General features: G+C 73.0%; 19 protein-coding genes. 13 read left to right on the forward strand and 6 right to left on the reverse strand.

The features are described 5' to 3' along the window. Window positions 1-30: 30 nt before the first annotated feature. The 3 genes from AB0K00_RS08990 to AB0K00_RS09000 all read left to right on the forward strand — a co-directional run bounded on the left by AB0K00_RS08990 (window position 31) and on the right by AB0K00_RS09000 (window position 1,133). The gene (locus AB0K00_RS08990; RefSeq protein WP_363517718.1) at window positions 31-438 is read left to right on the forward strand and encodes a hypothetical protein; all 408 of its coding nucleotides are present in this window, start codon (window positions 31-33) and stop codon (window positions 436-438) included. Next, window positions 422-739, forward strand: a complete 318-nt coding sequence (locus AB0K00_RS08995) for a hypothetical protein (RefSeq protein ID WP_363517721.1) — start codon at window positions 422-424, stop codon at window positions 737-739. Before AB0K00_RS08990 ends, AB0K00_RS08995 begins: the two co-directional genes overlap by 17 nt. 61 nt (window positions 740-800) lie before the next feature. Further along, window positions 801-1,133, forward strand: a complete 333-nt coding sequence (locus AB0K00_RS09000; RefSeq protein ID WP_363517724.1) for a YnfA family protein — start codon at window positions 801-803, stop codon at window positions 1,131-1,133. Window positions 1,134-1,157: 24 nt separating this feature from the next. On the opposite strand, the gene AB0K00_RS09005 is transcribed toward AB0K00_RS09000, so the two are convergent. The 4 genes from AB0K00_RS09005 to AB0K00_RS09020 form a co-directional block, all read right to left on the reverse strand. Further along, on the reverse strand, window positions 1,158-1,442 hold the full coding sequence (locus tag AB0K00_RS09005; RefSeq protein ID WP_363517727.1) for an alkylmercury lyase: 285 nt from the start codon (window positions 1,440-1,442) through the stop codon (window positions 1,158-1,160). A gap of 65 nt (window positions 1,443-1,507) precedes the next feature. Beyond that, a complete protein-coding gene (locus tag AB0K00_RS09010) occupies window positions 1,508-2,308 on the reverse strand; it encodes an ABC transporter permease (protein ID WP_363517730.1) in 801 nt (266 codons plus the stop codon). Then, the gene (locus AB0K00_RS09015; RefSeq protein ID WP_363517733.1) at window positions 2,305-3,777 is read right to left on the reverse strand and encodes an ABC transporter permease subunit; all 1,473 of its coding nucleotides are present in this window, start codon (window positions 3,775-3,777) and stop codon (window positions 2,305-2,307) included. Before AB0K00_RS09015 ends, AB0K00_RS09010 begins: the two co-directional genes overlap by 4 nt. Further along, window positions 3,774-4,712 (reverse strand): ATP-binding cassette domain-containing protein, encoded by a 939-nt coding sequence (locus tag AB0K00_RS09020; protein WP_363517736.1) that lies wholly within the window; start codon window positions 4,710-4,712, stop codon window positions 3,774-3,776. The genes AB0K00_RS09015 and AB0K00_RS09020 overlap by 4 nt, the downstream gene beginning before the upstream one ends. Window positions 4,713-4,830: 118 nt before the next feature. Between AB0K00_RS09020 and AB0K00_RS09025 the strand changes: the two genes are divergently transcribed. From AB0K00_RS09025 to AB0K00_RS09065, 9 genes are all read left to right on the forward strand, one after another. Then, window positions 4,831-5,985 carry a sensor histidine kinase gene (locus tag AB0K00_RS09025; protein ID WP_363517739.1) on the forward strand — a complete coding sequence of 385 codons (1,155 nt, stop codon included), beginning with the start codon at window positions 4,831-4,833 and terminating at the stop codon, window positions 5,983-5,985. Then, a complete protein-coding gene (locus tag AB0K00_RS09030; RefSeq protein WP_363517742.1) occupies window positions 5,982-6,671 on the forward strand; it encodes a response regulator transcription factor in 690 nt (229 codons plus the stop codon). Before AB0K00_RS09025 ends, AB0K00_RS09030 begins: the two co-directional genes overlap by 4 nt. A 275-nt stretch (window positions 6,672-6,946) precedes the next feature. Continuing rightward, window positions 6,947-7,750 carry an AfsA-related hotdog domain-containing protein gene (locus tag AB0K00_RS09035; RefSeq protein WP_363517745.1) on the forward strand — a complete coding sequence of 268 codons (804 nt, stop codon included), beginning with the start codon at window positions 6,947-6,949 and terminating at the stop codon, window positions 7,748-7,750. A gap of 22 nt (window positions 7,751-7,772) precedes the next feature. Next, the gene (locus AB0K00_RS09040) at window positions 7,773-8,369 is read left to right on the forward strand and encodes an isoprenylcysteine carboxylmethyltransferase family protein (RefSeq protein WP_363517748.1); all 597 of its coding nucleotides are present in this window, start codon (window positions 7,773-7,775) and stop codon (window positions 8,367-8,369) included. After that, window positions 8,369-8,980: a nitroreductase family protein gene (locus AB0K00_RS09045; protein WP_363517751.1), complete on the forward strand. Its 612-nt coding sequence runs from the start codon at window positions 8,369-8,371 to the stop codon at window positions 8,978-8,980. The genes AB0K00_RS09040 and AB0K00_RS09045 overlap by 1 nt, the downstream gene beginning before the upstream one ends. After that, a complete protein-coding gene (locus AB0K00_RS09050) occupies window positions 8,977-11,589 on the forward strand; it encodes a PEP/pyruvate-binding domain-containing protein (protein WP_363517754.1) in 2,613 nt (870 codons plus the stop codon). The genes AB0K00_RS09045 and AB0K00_RS09050 overlap by 4 nt, the downstream gene beginning before the upstream one ends. After that, window positions 11,586-12,716 carry a cytochrome P450 gene (locus AB0K00_RS09055; protein WP_363517757.1) on the forward strand — a complete coding sequence of 377 codons (1,131 nt, stop codon included), beginning with the start codon at window positions 11,586-11,588 and terminating at the stop codon, window positions 12,714-12,716. The genes AB0K00_RS09050 and AB0K00_RS09055 overlap by 4 nt, the downstream gene beginning before the upstream one ends. Next, a complete protein-coding gene (locus AB0K00_RS09060; protein WP_363517760.1) occupies window positions 12,713-13,540 on the forward strand; it encodes a hypothetical protein in 828 nt (275 codons plus the stop codon). The genes AB0K00_RS09055 and AB0K00_RS09060 overlap by 4 nt, the downstream gene beginning before the upstream one ends. Window positions 13,541-13,565: 25 nt before the next feature. After that, window positions 13,566-14,561 carry a polyprenyl synthetase family protein gene (locus AB0K00_RS09065; RefSeq protein WP_363517763.1) on the forward strand — a complete coding sequence of 332 codons (996 nt, stop codon included), beginning with the start codon at window positions 13,566-13,568 and terminating at the stop codon, window positions 14,559-14,561. 25 nt (window positions 14,562-14,586) lie between these two features. On the opposite strand, the gene AB0K00_RS09070 is transcribed toward AB0K00_RS09065, so the two are convergent. Beyond that, entirely contained in the window at window positions 14,587-15,375 is a 789-nt protein-coding gene (locus tag AB0K00_RS09070) for a TetR/AcrR family transcriptional regulator C-terminal domain-containing protein (RefSeq protein ID WP_363517766.1), read from the reverse strand. Between the two features lie 174 nt (window positions 15,376-15,549). On the opposite strand from AB0K00_RS09070, the gene AB0K00_RS09075 reads away from it, so the two are divergent. After that, window positions 15,550-16,278 (forward strand): helix-turn-helix domain-containing protein, encoded by a 729-nt coding sequence (locus AB0K00_RS09075; RefSeq protein WP_363517769.1) that lies wholly within the window; start codon window positions 15,550-15,552, stop codon window positions 16,276-16,278. Here AB0K00_RS09075 and AB0K00_RS09080 read toward each other — a convergent pair. Beyond that, the gene (locus AB0K00_RS09080; protein ID WP_363517771.1) at window positions 16,257-17,345 is read right to left on the reverse strand and encodes a cellulose-binding domain-containing protein; all 1,089 of its coding nucleotides are present in this window, start codon (window positions 17,343-17,345) and stop codon (window positions 16,257-16,259) included. The two genes, AB0K00_RS09075 and AB0K00_RS09080, sit on opposite strands and share 22 nt — an antisense overlap. Window positions 17,346-17,500: the final 155 nt, after the last annotated feature.

Consider the following 17,500-nt stretch of genomic DNA (forward strand, 5'->3'; position numbering starts at 1 on the left):
CGCTGAACAACCCGGTCAAGGAGCCCTGTCATGGCGTTCGTGGTTCCCGATGCGTGCACGCTGCCCACGGCTGAGCGGCCGCTGCGGCTCGGCGAGTTCGACGACCTGTTCGCCGCCGCCGTGCGCCAGGTCGAGCTGATCTCGCCGACGCACGCGAGGATGCGGCTGAGCGGTGCGGCCGGACTGGAGGCGACGGTCCGCGACCTGACCGCCCGGGAGGCCGCGTGCTGCTCGTTCTTCACCTTCACCGTCACCCCGCAGCCCCCGCAGCCCCCGCAGCACCCGGAGCCCCCGCAGCCCCGGGAGCCGGCCGAGGACGGTGCGGTGGTGACGCTCGACATTGCGGTGCCGGACCGGTACGCCGACGTGCTCGCCTCGCTCGCCGAGCGGGCCGGCGCCGCGGCTGCGGGAAGGGCGTCGCATGCGCCGGCCCGTTGAGACGCCGGCCGTGCGCCGGGTCGCGCCGCCCGTGGACAACACGCCGCCGACGCAGAGCAAGGTCACCGGCGGGCTGGCCGCGCTCGCCTGCGCCGCCTGCTGCGCCCTGCCACTGCTGATCGCCGCCGGGGTGCTCACCGGCGCGGGCGCGGCGATCCTGGAGAAGACCCTCCTGGCCGTCTCCGCCGGGCTCGCCGTCCTCGCGCTCGGCATGTGGTGGCTGCACCGCCGGCGCACCGCCCGGCTCGCCGCCGTGGCAGGTGCCGGTTGCGGCTGTGGCGGCGGAGGCTGCGGTTGCTGAACGCCGTCCGTGGTGCGGCCCCCGCCGGGACCGCACCACGCCGGTGTGCTGCCATACGCCCATGACGATCATCCGGTCCATCCTGCTGTTCGTGCTCGCCGCGATCGCCGAGATCGGCGGCGCCTGGCTCGTCTGGCAGGGCGTCCGCGAGCACAGGGGCCTGCTGTGGATCGGCGCCGGCGTCGCCGCCCTCGGCGCCTACGGCTTCGTCGCCACCCTGCAACCCGACGCCAACTTCGGCCGCATCCTCGCCGCGTACGGCGGGGTCTTCGTCGCCGGCTCCCTCGGCTGGGCGATGGCGTTCGACAGGTTCCGTCCCGACCGCTACGACCTCATCGGCGCCGCCATCTGCCTGCTCGGCGTCGCCGTCATCATGTACGCACCCCGTCCATGAACGGCGCGTGGTGCGCGACACCGACTACTCGGGCGCCGCGGGGTGCGATGCGCGCCGCAGCGCCTGGTCGAGCTGCGGCCGGGTCGGGAGATCCAACCGGCACGCCGCGACGCCCGACGGCGGAACGTCGCCGGTCACCACGTCCCGGCCGGCGACCACGATCGTCGGCGACAGGAAGTCGCCGACCCGCTCCACCACCGGCACGTCGAGCCGCAACGCGTCCAGGTATTCGGTGAGGAGCCGGCGGGCCGCGTCGGCGTGCGGGCAGTGCGGCACGAGCCACAACTCGACCGCGAACGGTGCGCCCATCGCCACCTCCGGTCCGCGGACCCCACACGGTACCAATCAGCACCGCCGCGACGAGGCGGGCGCGGTCATGCGTCGCGGGTCTTGAACAGCAGGCCGCCGAGGAGCAGCGCGGCGGCCGCGTACGTGGCGAGCACCGCGATGCCCGTCCAAGGGTCCAGGGGCGCCGGGCCGCTGCCGGCGACGGTCGCCTGCACGGCCAGGCCGGCCGTCATCGGCGAGAGGTTCTGGACGCGGTGCAGGGTCGCGGCCGGCATCGGGACCAGGAGCGTCACCAGGTACGGGCCGTACAGCAGGGTGAACATGGCGCCGATCGACGCGCCGGCGTGCCGGATCGCGGCGGACACGCCCAGGGTCAGCAGCGCCACCAGGATCAGGTAGACGACCGTGCCGGCGGCCGCGCGGTGCAGTGCGCCGGCGGCAAGGTCGGGGCGCGGGTAGCCGAGGCCGGCGGTGAGGCCCCGGCCGGACAGCAACGGCGGGCCGGCGAGCAGCGCGGCGGCGACGCCCAGCGCCCCGGCGGCCAGGACCGTCGCGCCGACGACAACGGCCTTCGCGGTGAAGACGGTGGCGCGGCGGGGGTTCATCGCCAGGGTCGTGCGGATCAGCCGCGGGTGGAACTCGCCGCAGATCAGCGCGGCGGCGAGGGCGACGGCGGCGATCTGCGCGAAGTGCGTGCCCGACAGGAGCAGGACGGTCGTGTCGTGGGTGGGGCAGCCGTCGCGGTCGCCGTCGCAGCCGGGCACGTCGGTGATCATGATGACGGCAGCGGCGCCGGCGACCAGGAGCCCGGCGATCGCGGCCATCGACCAGACGTTGGACGGCAGGGTGCGCAGCTTGGTCCACTCGGCGCGGATCGCGTGGGTCATGCGTCCCGCTTGCGCAGGAGCCAGAACGCGGCGGCGAGCGCGGCGGCCGTGTAGCCGCAGAGCACCGCGAAGCCGGTCCACGGGCCGGTGACCGTGTCGTTGGACCCGGGCGGAAACATGACCGACTGCAGGATCGACGTGCCCGCGACCGGCGTGAACTGCCGCAGCCAGCCGTCGGCGGTCTCGGAGCTGCCGGCGACGATGACCGGGATGACCACCAGCAGGGTCAGCAGCGCGGTGACCGCCCCGGCCGTGCGCCGGATGACGGTGCCCACGGCCAGGCTGAACAGGGCGATGAGCGCCAGGTATCCGGCGGCGCCGGCGACGGCCCGGATGACCACCGGGTCGGTGAGGGCGGGCTCCGCGTACACCGGCGGGCCGAAGCCGCCCTGCTCCTGCAGGGGCTGCGTGACGACGAAGCAGACCACGCCGATCACCAGCCCGGTGAGGAACACGACGCCGCCGAGCACCACCGCCTTCGCGGCCAGCACCAGGCCGCGGCGCGGCTGCACGGCGAACGTGGTGCCGATGGTGCGGGTCCGGTACTCCGACGTGATCGCGAGAGCCCCGAGCGCGATGGCGCCGATGATGCCGAGCTGCACACCGAACAGGCTGGCCTTCACCCGGTCGAAGTCGGCCAGGTCGATGCCGCCCAGGCCGGCCCGCCCGATGTCGCCGCCGCCCTTGACGGTCACGGACGTGTCGCCGGTCCAGGTGCTGCCGCCGGGGAGGAGCTCCAGGTTGGGCAGGCCGCTGTCCAGCGGCGGCGGCGCCTCCTGCGGGTCCTTCGGCGTCACGTCGGTGTCCTGCCAGGCGCTGCGATCCGGGGTGGCGGTGCCGACCGAGATGTGGTCGAACGTCGCCTCGCCGATCGTCGGGTCGTACTTCCTGTACTCCCCGTGCGGCATCTCGATGAAGTGCACGTAGGGCGGCGAGCCGACGAACAGCCCGGCGCGCGCCTCGGCGGGCAGCTCGGCGACGGTCACCGTGCCGACGTCGTGCCACGCGGATCCGTCGGCCGACTCGGCGCCGGTGAACGCCTGCCCGCTGCGGGTCAGCCGGAGCCAGCGGTCGCCGCGGGCGTCCGGCCGGCGCAGTTCCGTCGTGGCGTTGCCCTGCAGCAGCACGCCGTGGTCGGGGGTGACCATGAGCGCGACGTAGGGCGCGCCGCTCACCGCGCTCGCCTTGACCATGATGCCGGCCTTCGCCCAGGCGCCGCTGTCGGCCTGCGCCGACACTCGGACGGTCACGGTCCCGTCCCCGGTCATCGGCTGGTGGACGAAGTGGAACTGGTCGACGGTGAGCACACCCTGGTTGACGGCGCTGTCGCTGAGCGTGGCCGACAGCAGGCCGAGGAACAGCGTCAGCGCCGCCATCGCCAGCAGCGCGAGGCCGCTGCTGCGCACCGACCGCAGTTTCGTCCACTCCGCCCGCAGCGCCCGCGCCACCATCGTCAGCGGCCCGGTCACGCCCATGCTCCCGGCTCGTCGGCCGGCGCGGCGAACGTCGTGTGTTCGCGGGTCATCTCCATGTACACGTCCTCGAGGGAGGCCCGGTGCTCCCCGACGCCGGAGAACGGCACGCCGCCGGCGGTGAGCGCGGCCACGACGCGTTCGGCGGCCATTCCGGTGACCGTCACCGTGTCCGTGCCGATGACGGCCACCGTGGCGCCGGCGTTGGACAGCACGTCGATCGCCCTGGTGCGGTCCTTGGTGCGCACCTCCACCCGCCCGTTGGACACCTTGTCCAGCAGCTCCCGCACGCTGGTGTCGGCGAGCAGCCGGCCGCGGCCGATCACGACCACGTGGTCGGCGGTGTCCTGCAGCTCGCCCATGAGATGGCTGGACATCAGCACCGTGCGGCCCTCGCCGGCGAGGGACCGCAGGAGGCCCCGGATCCACGCGATGCCCTCCGGGTCGAGGCCGTTGACCGGCTCGTCGAGGATCAGCACCGGAGGGTCGCCGAGCAGCGCGCCGGCGATGCCCAGGCGCTGCCGCATGCCGAGGGAGAACCCGCCGACCCGCTTGCGCGCGACCGAGCTCAGCCCGACCTGCTCCAGCACGGCGCCGACGCGGCTGCGGGGGATGCCGTTGTACCGCGCCATCCACAGCAGGTGATCCGCCGCACGCCGCCCCGGGTGCACTGCCTCGGCGTCCAGCAGCGCGCCGACCGTGCGGGCCGGCTCCCGGAACGTTCTGTAGCGCCGGTCGCCGATGAGCGCCTCGCCGCCGTCGGGCGTGTCGAGGGCGAGCATCACCCGCATGGTGGTCGACTTGCCCGCACCGTTGGGACCGACGAAGCCGGTCACCGTCCCCGGCTGCACCGTGAAGCTCAGCCTGTCGACCGCTACGGTCGAGCCGTAGCGTTTCGTCAGATCACGAACCTCGATGGCGAAGTTGGGCATGCACGTGACCCTATGGCGGCGGCACAGCTCGGCGCCGTCACGGGCGCGAGCTATCTTCCGCGGTCACCTCCCTCTCGTGGGGGACCCGGCGCCGGGGTGGCTCGTCCATACTGGCGGCGTGCGCCTGCCGAGGTTTCCGGACACCGCGGTGCCCCGCCTGCCGGTCGTGGCCGCCTCGGTGCTGGGGACGCTCGGTGCGGCCGAGGCAGTCCTGGCCGCCGACCAGCCGACCGGTGGGCTGCTGGCCGCCGCCGCGCTGGCGCTGTGCGCCACCCTGCCGGTCGCGGTCGCGCAGGTCCACCTCGTGCTCGCGGCGGCCGCCGGCACCGGCGCGACGCTGGTGACGGCGGCACTCGGGCACCGCCCGGCGGTCGCCGCGCTGCTCGCCCAGACGGTCATGCTCTACCTCGTCGGCGCGCGGGCCCCGGGCCGGGTCGCGCAACTGTTCGCGCTGCCGTATGTGGCGTATGCGATCGGGCCCGCCGGCACGGGCGTGGGCGGCCGGGTGTTCGGCACCGCCCTGCTGGTCGTGTCCGCGGGCGCGCTCGCGCTCGGCGCGACCGCCCGGGCCGGCACCGAGTCGGCGAGCCGCGCCGCCGCCGACGACGACCTGCACGGCATCACCCACGCCTATGCGATCGGCGAGGAACGTGCCCGCATCGCCCGCGAGCTGCACGACGTCGTCGCCCACCACATCTCGCTGCTGTCGGTGCAGGCGGACACCACCCGCCTGGCCACGCCCGGCCTGCCGGAGCTCGCGGCGACCCGGCTGCTGGCGATGGGCGACACGGCGCGCCTGGCGCTCGCCGAGATGCGGCGGGTCCTCGGCGTGTTGCGCGACGACGGGGAGGCCGCCGACTCGCTGCCGCAGCCGTGCCTCGCGGAGCTCGTCAACCTGGTCGACGAGGCCCGGCAGGCCGACGGTTCGCGGATCCATCTGATCGTCTGCGGGCGGTACCGGCGGCTCGACCCGGGCCTGGAAGTGACCGCCTACCGCATCGTGCAGGAGGCACTGACCAACGCCCGCAAGCACGCACCCGGCGCGGCCGTGGACGTCGAGGTCAGCTTCGGCGCCGACGCGCTCGAACTGGCGGTCTGGGACACCGGCCCGGCCGCGCGGCGCACCGGCGTGCCGCCGGCGGGTTCCGGGTTCGGGCTGGTCGGGATGCGGGAACGGGCGACGATGGCCGGTGGCACCCTGGAGACGACGCACGGCCCGATCGGCGGGTTCGTGGTGCGCGCGGTGCTGCCGCTGCCGGTGGGGCAGCGGTGAGCGGCGGCGGCGTGGCGGTGCGCATCGTCGTCGCCGATGACCAGGAGGCGGTGCGCGCGGGGTTCGCGACCCTGCTCGACACCCAGCCGGACTTCACCGTCGTCGGCACTGCCGAGGACGGTGCGGCCGCGGTACGGCGCTGCCGGGACCTACGCCCGGACCTGGTGCTCATGGACGTGCGGATGCCGGTCATGGGCGGCATCCAGGCGACCCGCGAGATCCTGCACGGCGACCAGCCGGGCCCGGTCCCGCGGATCGTCATGCTCACCACGTTCGACCTCGACGAATACGTCTACGACGCCCTCGACGCCGGCGCCAGCGGCTTCCTGCTCAAGGACATGGCCGCGGAGCGGCTGTTCGAGGCGGTGCGGGTGGTCGCGGCGGGCGAGGCGCTGCTGGCGCCGACCGTCACGCGGCGGCTCATCAGCGAGGTCAAGCGGCTGCGGCCCGGCACCGGCACCGGCACGGGCGCGCTCCCGGCGCTGTCACCCCGGGAGACCGAGATCCTGCGGCTCATCGCCGAGGGCCTGTCCAACGCCGAGATCGCCGAGCACCTCGTGGTGGGCACCGAGACCATCAAGACCCACGTCAGCCGGCTGCTCGCCAAGCTCGGCGTCCGCGACCGCGTCCAGGCGGTCATCGCCGCCTACGAGTACGGCGTGGTGGTCCCCCGCTCCGGCCGCTGAACGGGTCCCCGACCGGCCCCGGCGAACCTCGCACTACCCGGCCATTTGAATGGGCCAATACATCAGACATTTGTGCCGCCTGTTACCCCATTGTTTCGCATTCGTGCGCAACTGGTGCGGGATTATCGGCCGAACACCGTCAGGATGAATGCGAATCACCCGAAAGCGTGACGGTGCGGCGAATTCCAGCGATTTTGCACGGTATTGACGGCCGCGAGTTTCGAAACCATAATTCGAGGCTTCTAACCGCGTGATGGAGATGAATGGGGGAATTGATGCGGACGGTTCCGTTACGCGTGGACCGGCACCACCCGTTCTTCTTCGACCACCCGGTCGACCACCTGCCCGGCAATCTGCTGATCGCCGGTCTGCTCGGCCTCGCCGACGACGTCACCGGCGGCGCACTGCGGCGACCGGACCGGCGGCTGCGGCTCACCTTCGCATTCCCGGCGTTCGGCGAACTCGAAGGAGCCGTCGACCTGCACTGCGACGACGCCGGTGACACCCTCGATCTCACCGCCACCCAGTCCGTCGGCGACACCATCCGGGAGATCTGCCGCGGCACCGTCACCGTGCTGCCCGAGACGGCCCTTCCCGCGGCCGGCCCGGCCGCCGGAACCGGCCGCGGCGGGACCGCGACGCTCACCGCCCGCGCCGAGCCGAAGCTCGTGCACCGGGCCGACCTGAGCACCGTCATGCTGGGTGCGCCCATCGAGACGCCGTCCGGTGAGGTCACCTGCGCCGTGCTCCGCTGCCCGACCCTCGCCGCGTCCGGCGGCCCGCGGCACCCGATCGAGGTGATCGAGGCGGCCCGGCAGCTGGTGCTGATGCTCGGCCACATCGCCAACGGTCACCCGTACGACGTCCATGTCGTCTGGATCGACCTGGCCGCCGACATCCCGGCCGCTCCTCCCGCCGACCTGCCGCTGCGGGTGAGCTGGCGCCGGCCGGACGGGAAGCCCCGGGCGCGGACCGCGTTCGACATGGACCTGCACGCCGGGACGACCGACCTCGGCACCGTCCGGCTCGTCACCCACACGATGTCGCCAGCCGCCTACCGCAAGGTGAGGTCCGCGTGACGCACCGACCGGAATGGAAAGCATGAGAGCCGCACCCTGGATCATTTTCGTCACCGCGTTCGGGCTGCTCACCGGTGGCGTCTACGTGCACCGTGCCGATCCGGCCGTGCTGGTGGTGATCGGTCTGTATGTGTTGTGGTTGTTGGTGGAGGCGCCGGTGGCGTTGCGGGCTACGAGTGCGCCGCAGGATGCGTGGACGATCGTGCCGTACGGTGCGTCCCGCCTGGCGGTGATTGGCTGTTGCCTGTTGGTGCCGGGGGAGCGTCCGGCGTGGTTCTGGGCGGCGGTTGCGCTGTTCGTCGGTGGTGTGGTGCTGCGGGAGACCGCGATCCGCACGTTGGGCCGGTTCTACTCGCATCATGTGGTGCGTCGCAGTGACCAGGTCGCGGTCACACACGGGCCGTACCGTCTGGTCCGGCACCCGGCGTACGCCGGCATGATCCTGGCCCATCTGGGTCTCGTCGGGTGTTTCCCCGGTCCCGCCGCGGTCCTGGCGCTGTGCGCTCTCGTCGGGTCCATCGTGTGGCGGTTGCGGGTGGAGGAGCAGGTGCTGTGGGATATGCCGGGCTACCGCGACTATGCCGTGGGCCGCAAACGGCTCGTGCCGGGCGTGTGGTGATGCACGCTGAGGAGGTTCTGGCCACGACCCGGTCGGTGCGCCGTCGCCTGGACCTGACCCGTCCCGTTGACGTCGCCGACGTGCGTGCCTGCCTGGAGCTGGCTGTGCAGGCGCCGACCGGGGCGGGTCGTCAGCATTGGCGGTGGATCGTCGTCACCGACGGCGGGCTGCGGTCCGCGATCGGCAAGGTGTACCGGGCGGCGTTCGAGCAGCGGTATCCGCCGGATGTCACCGACCCGACGGTGCCTCCGCGGGACATGGTCAGCGCTCGGTATCTCGCGGAGCATCTCGGGCAGGTGCCGGTTCTGGTGGTGCCGTGCCTTTCGCTGCCGAACGGTCTCAGCACCGGTAATCAGGCCGGCACGTGGGGGTCGCTGCTGCCCGCCGCCTGGAGTTACATGCTCGCCGCCCGCACCCGCGGCCTGGCCACGGCGTGGACGAGTGTGCACCTGGATCGGGAGGCTGAGGTTGCCGCGCTGCTGCGGCTGCCGGGCCACGTCCGGCAGGGTGCATTGATCCCGACCGCGTATCCGATCGGCGGCGACTTCCGCCCGGCGCGGCGTGGTCCGTTGGATGACGTCATTCACATCGACGGCTGGAACGAGACATGACGATCACGACCGTCCTGGACGTCACCGACCCGGCCCTCGTGGGGCACAAGTTCGCCCGCCTGCACCAGATGCGAGCCGCCGGATTCCCAGTGCCGGACCTGATTACGGTCCCAGCGACAGCATTCGACGACGCCTTCGCAACCGTCGAGCTCGGCGACGGTCCCGATCGGTGGACCAGGGCGCAGGCCGCGCTGCGGGCCGCGCCGGTGCCGGACGGCATTCTTGCCGAGGTCCGGGCCCGGTTCGGCCCTGACGCGGTGTTCGCCGTCCGGGCCTGCGCTGTTGCGTCCACAGTGGACGGCGAGGACGGTGAGGACGGGACAGACCCGTTCGCGGGGATGAGCGACAGCTTCCTCTACGTGCCCGCGGATCGCGTCGCGGACCGGATCGCGGCCTGCTGGGCGTCGGCGTTCACCGCACGGGCCATCGCCTACCGGCAGCATCGCGGCCTGGACCCGGCCCGGACTCGGATCGCGGTCGGCGTGCAGCTCATGGTGCCCGGCACCCGCTCGTTCGTGGCGTTCACCCGCGACCCGCGCGACGGCACCCGCCGCACCGTCATCGCCGCCGCGCACGGCATCGGCGAGGGCGTGGTGCAGGAGAAGGCCGACATCGACCACTTCCACGTCACCGGCACGACCGTCACCGCTGACCTGGTCCGCAAGGAACGCATGGTCGGTCCGCCCCCGGCCGGCAGCGACGAGCTCGCGCTGCTGCCGGTGCCCGCAGGCTTGGCCGCCGCGCCGGTGCTGGATGACCGCACCGCCCGTGCCGTCGCCGCGCTCGCGGCGCGGGTGGAGGTGTTCTTCGGCGGCCCGCAGGACATTGAGGGCACGATCACCGCCGACGGCGTGCTGCACCTCGTGCAGGCGCGGCCGATGGTGCTGCCCGCGGGACCGCCGCTGTACTGGGCCAACCACAACATCACCGAGAGCTACCCAGGTGTGTCCGGCGCGCTCACCTTCTCCCAAGCGCAGGAGTTCTACCGGCGCGCGTTCGGCGACCTGTACCACCGCATGGGCGTGTCGGCTCGCACCGTGGACGCTAACCGACACCACCTGGAGCAGTTGGTGGCGCACCTCGACGGGCGCGTCTACTACCGCCTCGCCGCCTGGCACGCGTTGCATGGGCAGATGCCGGTGTTCGACCTGGTCCGTGACGTGTGGCAGGACGGCATGGGCATCACCGGCGAAGCCCGCCCACCCGTCACCCGCCCCCGTCGCCGCGCGTGGCAGGCGTTGCCCGGCACGGTCCTGCGTGCCACCCGCCACCCCCGCCGCGCCAGAGAGTTTCTGCGCTGGTGGGACGGCGTCGTGGCGGACGCCGGTGACCTGTCCGGGCGCACCCCACACCAACTCGTCGACGAATACCGCAGATTATGGGCGGCGATGAGCGTCCGCTGGGGCGTGACCCTTACCAACTCCATCTACGGGCTGCTCGCGGTCAAAGCCCTGATGCGGCTGCTGGACCGGTGGGCGGCCGGTGGCAAGGGGATGCTCACCGGCCTGCTGACCGGTGGGCCGGCGAACCGGTCGCTGCAAGCAGTCCGCGCTGCCGTCGCCCTGGCCGAACTGGTCGCCGCCGACCCGGACCTGCGTGCCGCCGTCGAGTCCGGCGAACGGCCCCGCGAGGTGTGGCACGACATCACGGCCGGGCGGCACGGCGCGGCCCTTGCCGAGGCAGCTGCCGACTACCTGCGTCGTTACGGTGACCGTGCCCTGCATGACCTCAAACTCGAACAAGCCACGCCACGGCAGCAGCCGTGGACCGTGCTGGAGTTGCTGCGCCCGTACATCAGCCAGGGCCGCACCGTCGAAGCCCTGCTGGAAACCGAGCACCGCGCCGCCCAGCAGGCCGCTGAGGAACTCACCACACGCTGCCCCGGCCGGTTGCGCCGCACCGTTGTGCGCGGCCTCGCTCGCTATGTGCGGTATATCGCGCGGGTCCGGGAGGACACCCGGTTCTGCCGCACCCAACTGTATGGGCTGTCCCGCGAGATTCTGTGGCGGCTCGGCAGCGACCTGCACACCACCGGCCACCTCGACGACCCACTCGACATCCGCGACCTCACCGTCGCCGAGGTCCTCGGCGCCTACGACGGCACCCTGCCCTGCGCCGCCCTCCGCGACCTCGCCGCCGCCCGCCGCCGCGAACGCCTCCTCACCGAAGCCCGCCCCAACCACGGCGGCCTCCTGCGCACCCCAGCCACCGGCCCGCTCACCGACACACTCCCGGACGCCGTCGAGGTGACCGCCGCCCCGGTCGCCGCCAGCGACGTGCTCACCGGCCTCGGCTCCGCACCCGGCGTCGTACGCGCCCCGGCCCGCCTCGTCCTCGACCCGTCCGTAGCACCGGAAACATGCCGCGATGCGATCCTCGTCGCCCGCGAAACCGACCCTGGCTGGCTGTTCCTCATGATGGCCGCGAAAGGCCTCGTCGTGGAACGCGGCACCCTGCTGTCCCACACCGCCATCACCGGCCGGCTCCTCGGCGTACCGACCGTCGTCGCCGTCCCGGGAGCCACCACCCGCATCCCCGACGGCGCGCTGATCGAACTCGACGGCACCGCCGGGACGGTCCGCATCCTCGCCGAGACGGACCCCGCATGACCCAGTTCCCGTTCGACAGCCGCCCCGGCGTCGCCCTCGACCCTTCCCACGCCGCGCTGTTCCGGTCGCAGGCCCTCATCCCCGTCCGCATCCGCGGCAATCACCCGGCGCTGCTCGTCACCGGCCACGCCGACGTGAAAACCGTCCTGTCCGACCCCAGATTCAGCCGACAGCAATGGCACGGCGGCACCATGTTCGCCCGCAGCCCCGACACCCTTGCCCTGGCCACCACCGACCCACCACTGCACACCCGACGCCGCCGCGCAGTGCAGGCCGCCTTCACCCACCGCGCCGCCGAAGCCGACCGGCCATGGATCGAACAGATCGCCGAGGACCTGCTCGACGCCGTCGCCGCGAAGCCCGGACCGGTCGACCTCGTCGCGACGTACCTGCGGCCGCTGCCGTACCTCGTCGTCGGCCGCATCATGGGCACGCCGGACGGCGACGTCGACCAACTGGCCGCCTGGACCGACGTGATGATGTCCGCCGGCCGCTGCGCACCCGACGAGGTCACCGCGGCGACCGCCGCCATGCACGGCTACTTCCGCGAACGGCTCGGCACCGGATTCCTGGCGACCCTCACCGCAACCCTCACCGAGCAGGAGATCGTCGTCATGGCCGCCGGTCTCGTCATGGCCGGCGGAGACGCCACCGCGAGCCATCTGAGCAGCTGCGCGTACCACTTCCTGCACGACGACGAACTGCGCCGCACCCTGATCGCCCGGCCCGACCTGATCCCCGCCGCCGTCGAAGAACTCCTGCGCTGGGTCTGGTTCGCCGGCACCGGCGGCCAACCACACATCCTGCTCGCCGACGCGGAACTCGCCGGCGTGCCGCTGCGGGCGGGGCAGGTCGTCATCCCGCTCACCGACGCCGCCAACCACGACCCAGCGGTCTATTCGGACCCGGACGAGTTCCGACTCGACCGGCCCACCAACCCACACCTCGGCTTCGGCCACGGCCGGCACATGTGCCCCGGCGCCCCGCACGCCCGGGTCGAGCTGCGTGCCGCGATCGGCGCCCTGCTACGCCGCTTCCCGGACCTGCGCGCCGCACCCGACACTCCCGCGTGGCGGGACGGCATGTTCCTGCGCGGCCTCTGGCGCCTCCCGGTACACCTGCGATGAGGACCTTCATCCGCGGCAGCTACCCACTCGTGCCGTCCGTGCTGTTCGCGGTCTGCTGGGCCTACGGCGTCACCGGCCTCTTCGCCCTCACCGGCCCGCCCAGCGGCCCGTGGCGGCCAGGCCTGGGGACCGCCCTCGCCGCGCTCACCATCGCCCTCGACATGCTGCTCATGCGCATCGTCGACGACATCCGCGACCTGCCCTACGATCGCGTGCACAACCCGGACCGGCCGCTTGCCGCCGGCGCCGTCACCAGGTCGTCGTTGTTGCGCTGGTACGCCGGGATCGCCGCGCTCCTGGTGCTGCTGAACGTGTTCGACGGCTGGGCGGCGCTGGTGATCGCGGTGCAGCTGGCCTACGCGTTGCTGTTGCTGCTCCCCGGCCCGGATCCCGGGCGCCTCGTGCTGACCCTGCTGCTGAGCAGCCCAGTGCAACTGCTGCTGCACCTGTACCTGTACGTCATCCACCTCCGCGCGACCGGCGGCGGCTTCGACCCGTCGTTCTGGGCCGCGCTCGCCGTGGTCAGCCTCGCGACGCTGCACCTGGAAGTGGCGAAGAAGATCACCCGCGCGCCGCGGCCCGGGGAACGCACCTACGTCACCACCTTCGGCCTGCCCGCCACCGTCGCCGTCGCCGTGCTGAGCGCGGTCGGGGCCACCGTGGTCCTCGGCCTGACGGCCCGCTGGTCGGTGCTGACGCTGGCGCCGCTGGCACTTCCGGCCCTGGCGTGGTGGCGCTTCCGCCGGGCGGAGCGCTGGGATGCGCGACTGGCCGGCTACTACGTCCTGGCCTCGTTCGCCTCCTGGGCGGTGGCCGCGCTGTGAAGCACCGACAACCGTGGGGGACAGCATGACGGACGTTGCCGAGATGGTCGGCGCGGTGGAGGACGACCTCACCGGGCTCGTGGCGAGGCTGCGGGCCAGCGGTGACGTCGCCGACGCGGCCATGGCCGAGTTCCTGGCCGGGTTCCTGGGCAACCTGGCCGCGCGTGGCTCGACCGGTGCGGTGAACGTGATGATCCGGCTGCCGCTGCTCGTGCACGCCGCTGAGACCGGCGACCCGACGGGCGGCCGGCCGGCGGCGGTCATCCACCTGCTGTGGTGGGCCGCCGCCCGCTACCTCGACGACCTGGCCGACGGGGGTCCGGAGATCCGGGCCGACCCGGCGCGGTGCAACGCGGACATCCTGGCGGCGCTGGGCGTCGGCAGCCACCTGCCGGTCCGGCTCGTCGGCGAGGCCGGCGTGCCGGACGCCACGAAGGTCGCGGCCCTGGCCGAGCTGTCCCGCGGATGGCTCGACGGCATCGGCGGCCAACTGCTCGACTACACGGCCCGGCCGGTCGACGCGACGGTCGCGTCGGTGCTGGCGAGCTACGAGGGCAAGACCGGTGCGCCGTACGCCATGGCCACCGCGATGGCGGCCTGCCTGGCCGGCGCCGACCCGGGCCGGGTCGAGCGGTGGCGCGACGTCGGCCGCCGGTTCGGGGTCCTGCGGCAGCTGACCAACGACCAGCGTGACCTGGTCACCGGCCGGGACGAGGACATCCGCAACGGCGCCGCCACGTTCCTGGTGATGCTGCTGCTGGACGGCGTACCGGCGGCGCAACGCCCGGCGCTGCTGGCGCTGTACGCCGCGGCGGCGACGTCGGCGGCGGCCCGGGCCGAGTTCAAGGAGCGGCTGACGGCCCCCGAGCAGCTGCGCCGCTACCACGGCCGGGTTGACGGGATGCTCGCCGAGGTGCACCAGGCGGTGCGCACGCTGGGGGGTGTGCCACCGTACGTCGCCGCGCTGCACGACCTCGTCGACGACGCGATGCTGGCGTTCCCACTGCCGGCAACCGTCTGAACGGGACCCTGGGCGCGCCTGGGCGCTAGCGGACCAGCGGTGCAAATCCGTCCAGGAGGCGCTGGAGGCCGAACTCGAACAGCGCGGTGTCCTCGTCGGTCCCCGCCCCGGCCTCCCGCTCGATGTCCATCGCGGTCCCGCGCACGAAGTCGGCGGCGGTCGCGGCCACCCGCGACGCGGGTTCCGCGCCCAGGCCCCAGTCCGCCATCGCCCGCGTCGCCCATTCGAGGTGCGCGGCCACGTGCGGGCTGAGCTCCGACGGCCGGAACGACACGGTCTTGGCGAGCCACGCCCGGTCGCGGTACATCTGCCACTGCATGCGGCACAACAGCTCGAGCTGCGCCCGCCACCCGACGGCCGGCGAGCGCGGCGGCGGGTGCTCGGCAAAGATCGCGTCGACCATCATGCTCTCCAGGCCGGCCCGGGTGCCCACGTAGCGGTACGGCGTCATCGTGGCCACGCCGAGCCGCTCCCCGATGCGCCGCATGGACAGGGCGGCAAGCCCGTCGGCGTCGGCCAGCTCGATCGCGGTGCGCACGACCCGCGCGCCGAAGTCCGACGTCACCGGCGGCGCCGGCCGCCACGCCAGGGCGAGCTCGAAGGCGTCCTCGGTCACCACCATCCCGTGGATGCCGGTGATCTTCTCGGCGAGGCCCTCGTCCCGCATCAGCCTCAGCGCCTTGAACGCGACGTGCATCGAGACGTCCCAGTCGCGCATGATGTCCCGGAACGACAGCTCGTCGTCCACCTGCAGCTCGCCGGTGACGATGCGCTGGCGCAATTCCGCGGCAACCTCCGTCGCCAACCGCGCCACTGCCGCCTCCCGTCCGTGCCCGTGTGACCCAACTCTAGCCGCGGACCGGGACCGGCCGGTACACGGGCACACCCGCCTCCCCACCGTCCCCGGTGCGCGGCGCCGAACGGGGTCCCGGAGCGCGAGGGTCCGGGCAGCTCGCGGGTGACGCCGGGCATGCCGGGTGACGTCAACGTGAACCGCGTCCGGTCCCCGAACGGCCAGTTCTGTCCCGTGGCGCTCGGCGCGGAGATGTTCGCCGAGCGCTGGACGCCGCTGATCCTGCGGGAGCTGCTCGCCGGCAGCCACCGGTTCAACGACCTGCACCGCGGCGTGCCGCGGATCTCCCGGGCCCTGCTCACGTCCCGGCTCGCCGGCCTGGAGCGCACGGGGCTGCTGGAGCGCCGCCCGGGCCCCGAGTATCACCTCACCGAGGCCGGTCTGGCGCTGCGCCCGGTGATTGACGCGCTCGGCCGGTGGGGTTACCAGTTCGCCGCGACCGAGCTGCACGCCGAGCATCTCGACGCCGGGTTGCTCATGTGGTTCCTGCGCCGCCGCCTGCGCATGGCGAGCCTGCCGGGCGGGCGGACCGTCATGCACTTCCGGTTCCGCCCGCGCAGCCGGCCGCCCGCGTTCTGGCTCGTCGTGCAGCCGCCCGACACCGATCTGTGCACGAGCGACCCGGGGCACGACGTGGACCTGTACATCGAGGCGGACCTGCGCGATGGCGGAGGTCTTCCTCGGCCGGCTCGACCTGCGCGCCGCCTTGCGCGACGGCCGGATCGACGTCAACGGGCCGGCGCCGCTGCGCAACGCGTTTCCGTCGTGGATCGGCATCAGCCCGTTCGCGCCGACCTGACCTGGCCGCGGATCCCTTGCGGGCAAGGGATCCGCGGCGCGCGTCAGCTGAGGAAGCCGCCGTAGGGACCGGCGAGGATGGCGTTCTTCTGGGCCTGGCTGAAATGCGTGTTGGGGTAGCTGTAGAACGACGCGGACATGGGCGTGCCGTCGGTGGACGTCGAGTCCGGCAGGCCGAAGCCGTGGCCGAGCTCGTGGACCATGCCGCCGTACCAGCGGTTCATCGGGCCGTTGACCCCGGCGCCGCCGTCGGCGTCGTGGCCGGACAGCAGGACCCAGCCGGGGCCGGCGCCGCCGCCGGACTTGCCGACGTCCTCGGCGCTGATCTCGCCGACGATCAGCCAGCGGCTGTCGGGGTTGGCGAGGCCGAACCGGCGCCGCAGCTCCGCCTGCATGTTGGCGACCACGCACCAGTACCGGTCGCCGGTGGGGTCGCAGTTGGTGTTGATGTACCAGGTGGTGTCGTGCTCGCCGTTGACCGTCTCGACCACGGTGCTGTTGAGCGCGAACGTCTTGCCGAGCTCCTGGCGGTAGTAGCGCTGCGCCTCGCGCATCACACCGGCGATGCCGTCCGGGTACCGCTGATCGAACGCGACATTGGTCGGCTTGAGCCAGAACACCCGCACCGTCCTCGTGCCCGGCGTGCCCGGGTTGCCGGGCGTGGGGGAGGTGCTCGGCGACGGCGGCACCGACCGGGTGGGTGAGGCGCTCGCGGTCGGGCCGGCGGTGCCGGTGCACACCACGTTGTTGAGCCGGAACGTGGCGGGCACCGGGTTCGCGCCGGCCCACGCGCCGTTGAAACCGAACGACGTGCTCGCGCCCGTGCCCAGCGCACCGTTGTACCCGGCGTTCACGGCCGAGACGCTGGTGCCGCTCTGCGTCACGGTCGCGTTCCAGGCCTGCGTGACGCTCTGGCCGGGGGCGAAGCTCCACGTCAGCGTCCAGCCGTTGACCGGGTCGCCGAGGTTGGTGACCGCCACGTTGGCGCCGAACCCGCCCTGCCACTGCGAGCTGATCGTGTAGGACACCCGGCAGCCGGCGACGGCGGCGCCGGCCGAGGTGGTGGCAACCGCCGCGCCGCCCGCGACGAGGCCGATCGTGGCGGTGACGAGCAGGAGGCCGCGGTTCCGCATCGCGTCCCCTTTCATCAATGGGTTCCGATATGACCTCCGCTACGGTGCGCGCCGAAAACCTTTTCGGCAAGGTGGGGGCCGGAATCCGCAGGAAACGCGGCGAAACTTTCACCGCGCCGGTGGCGGGGTCGCGCCGGGTCCGGCAGGTGCCAGGG

This window comes from Dactylosporangium sp. NPDC049525, from assembly GCF_040676755.1.
In the GTDB taxonomy this organism is placed as follows: Bacteria; Actinomycetota; Actinomycetes; order Mycobacteriales; family Micromonosporaceae; genus Dactylosporangium.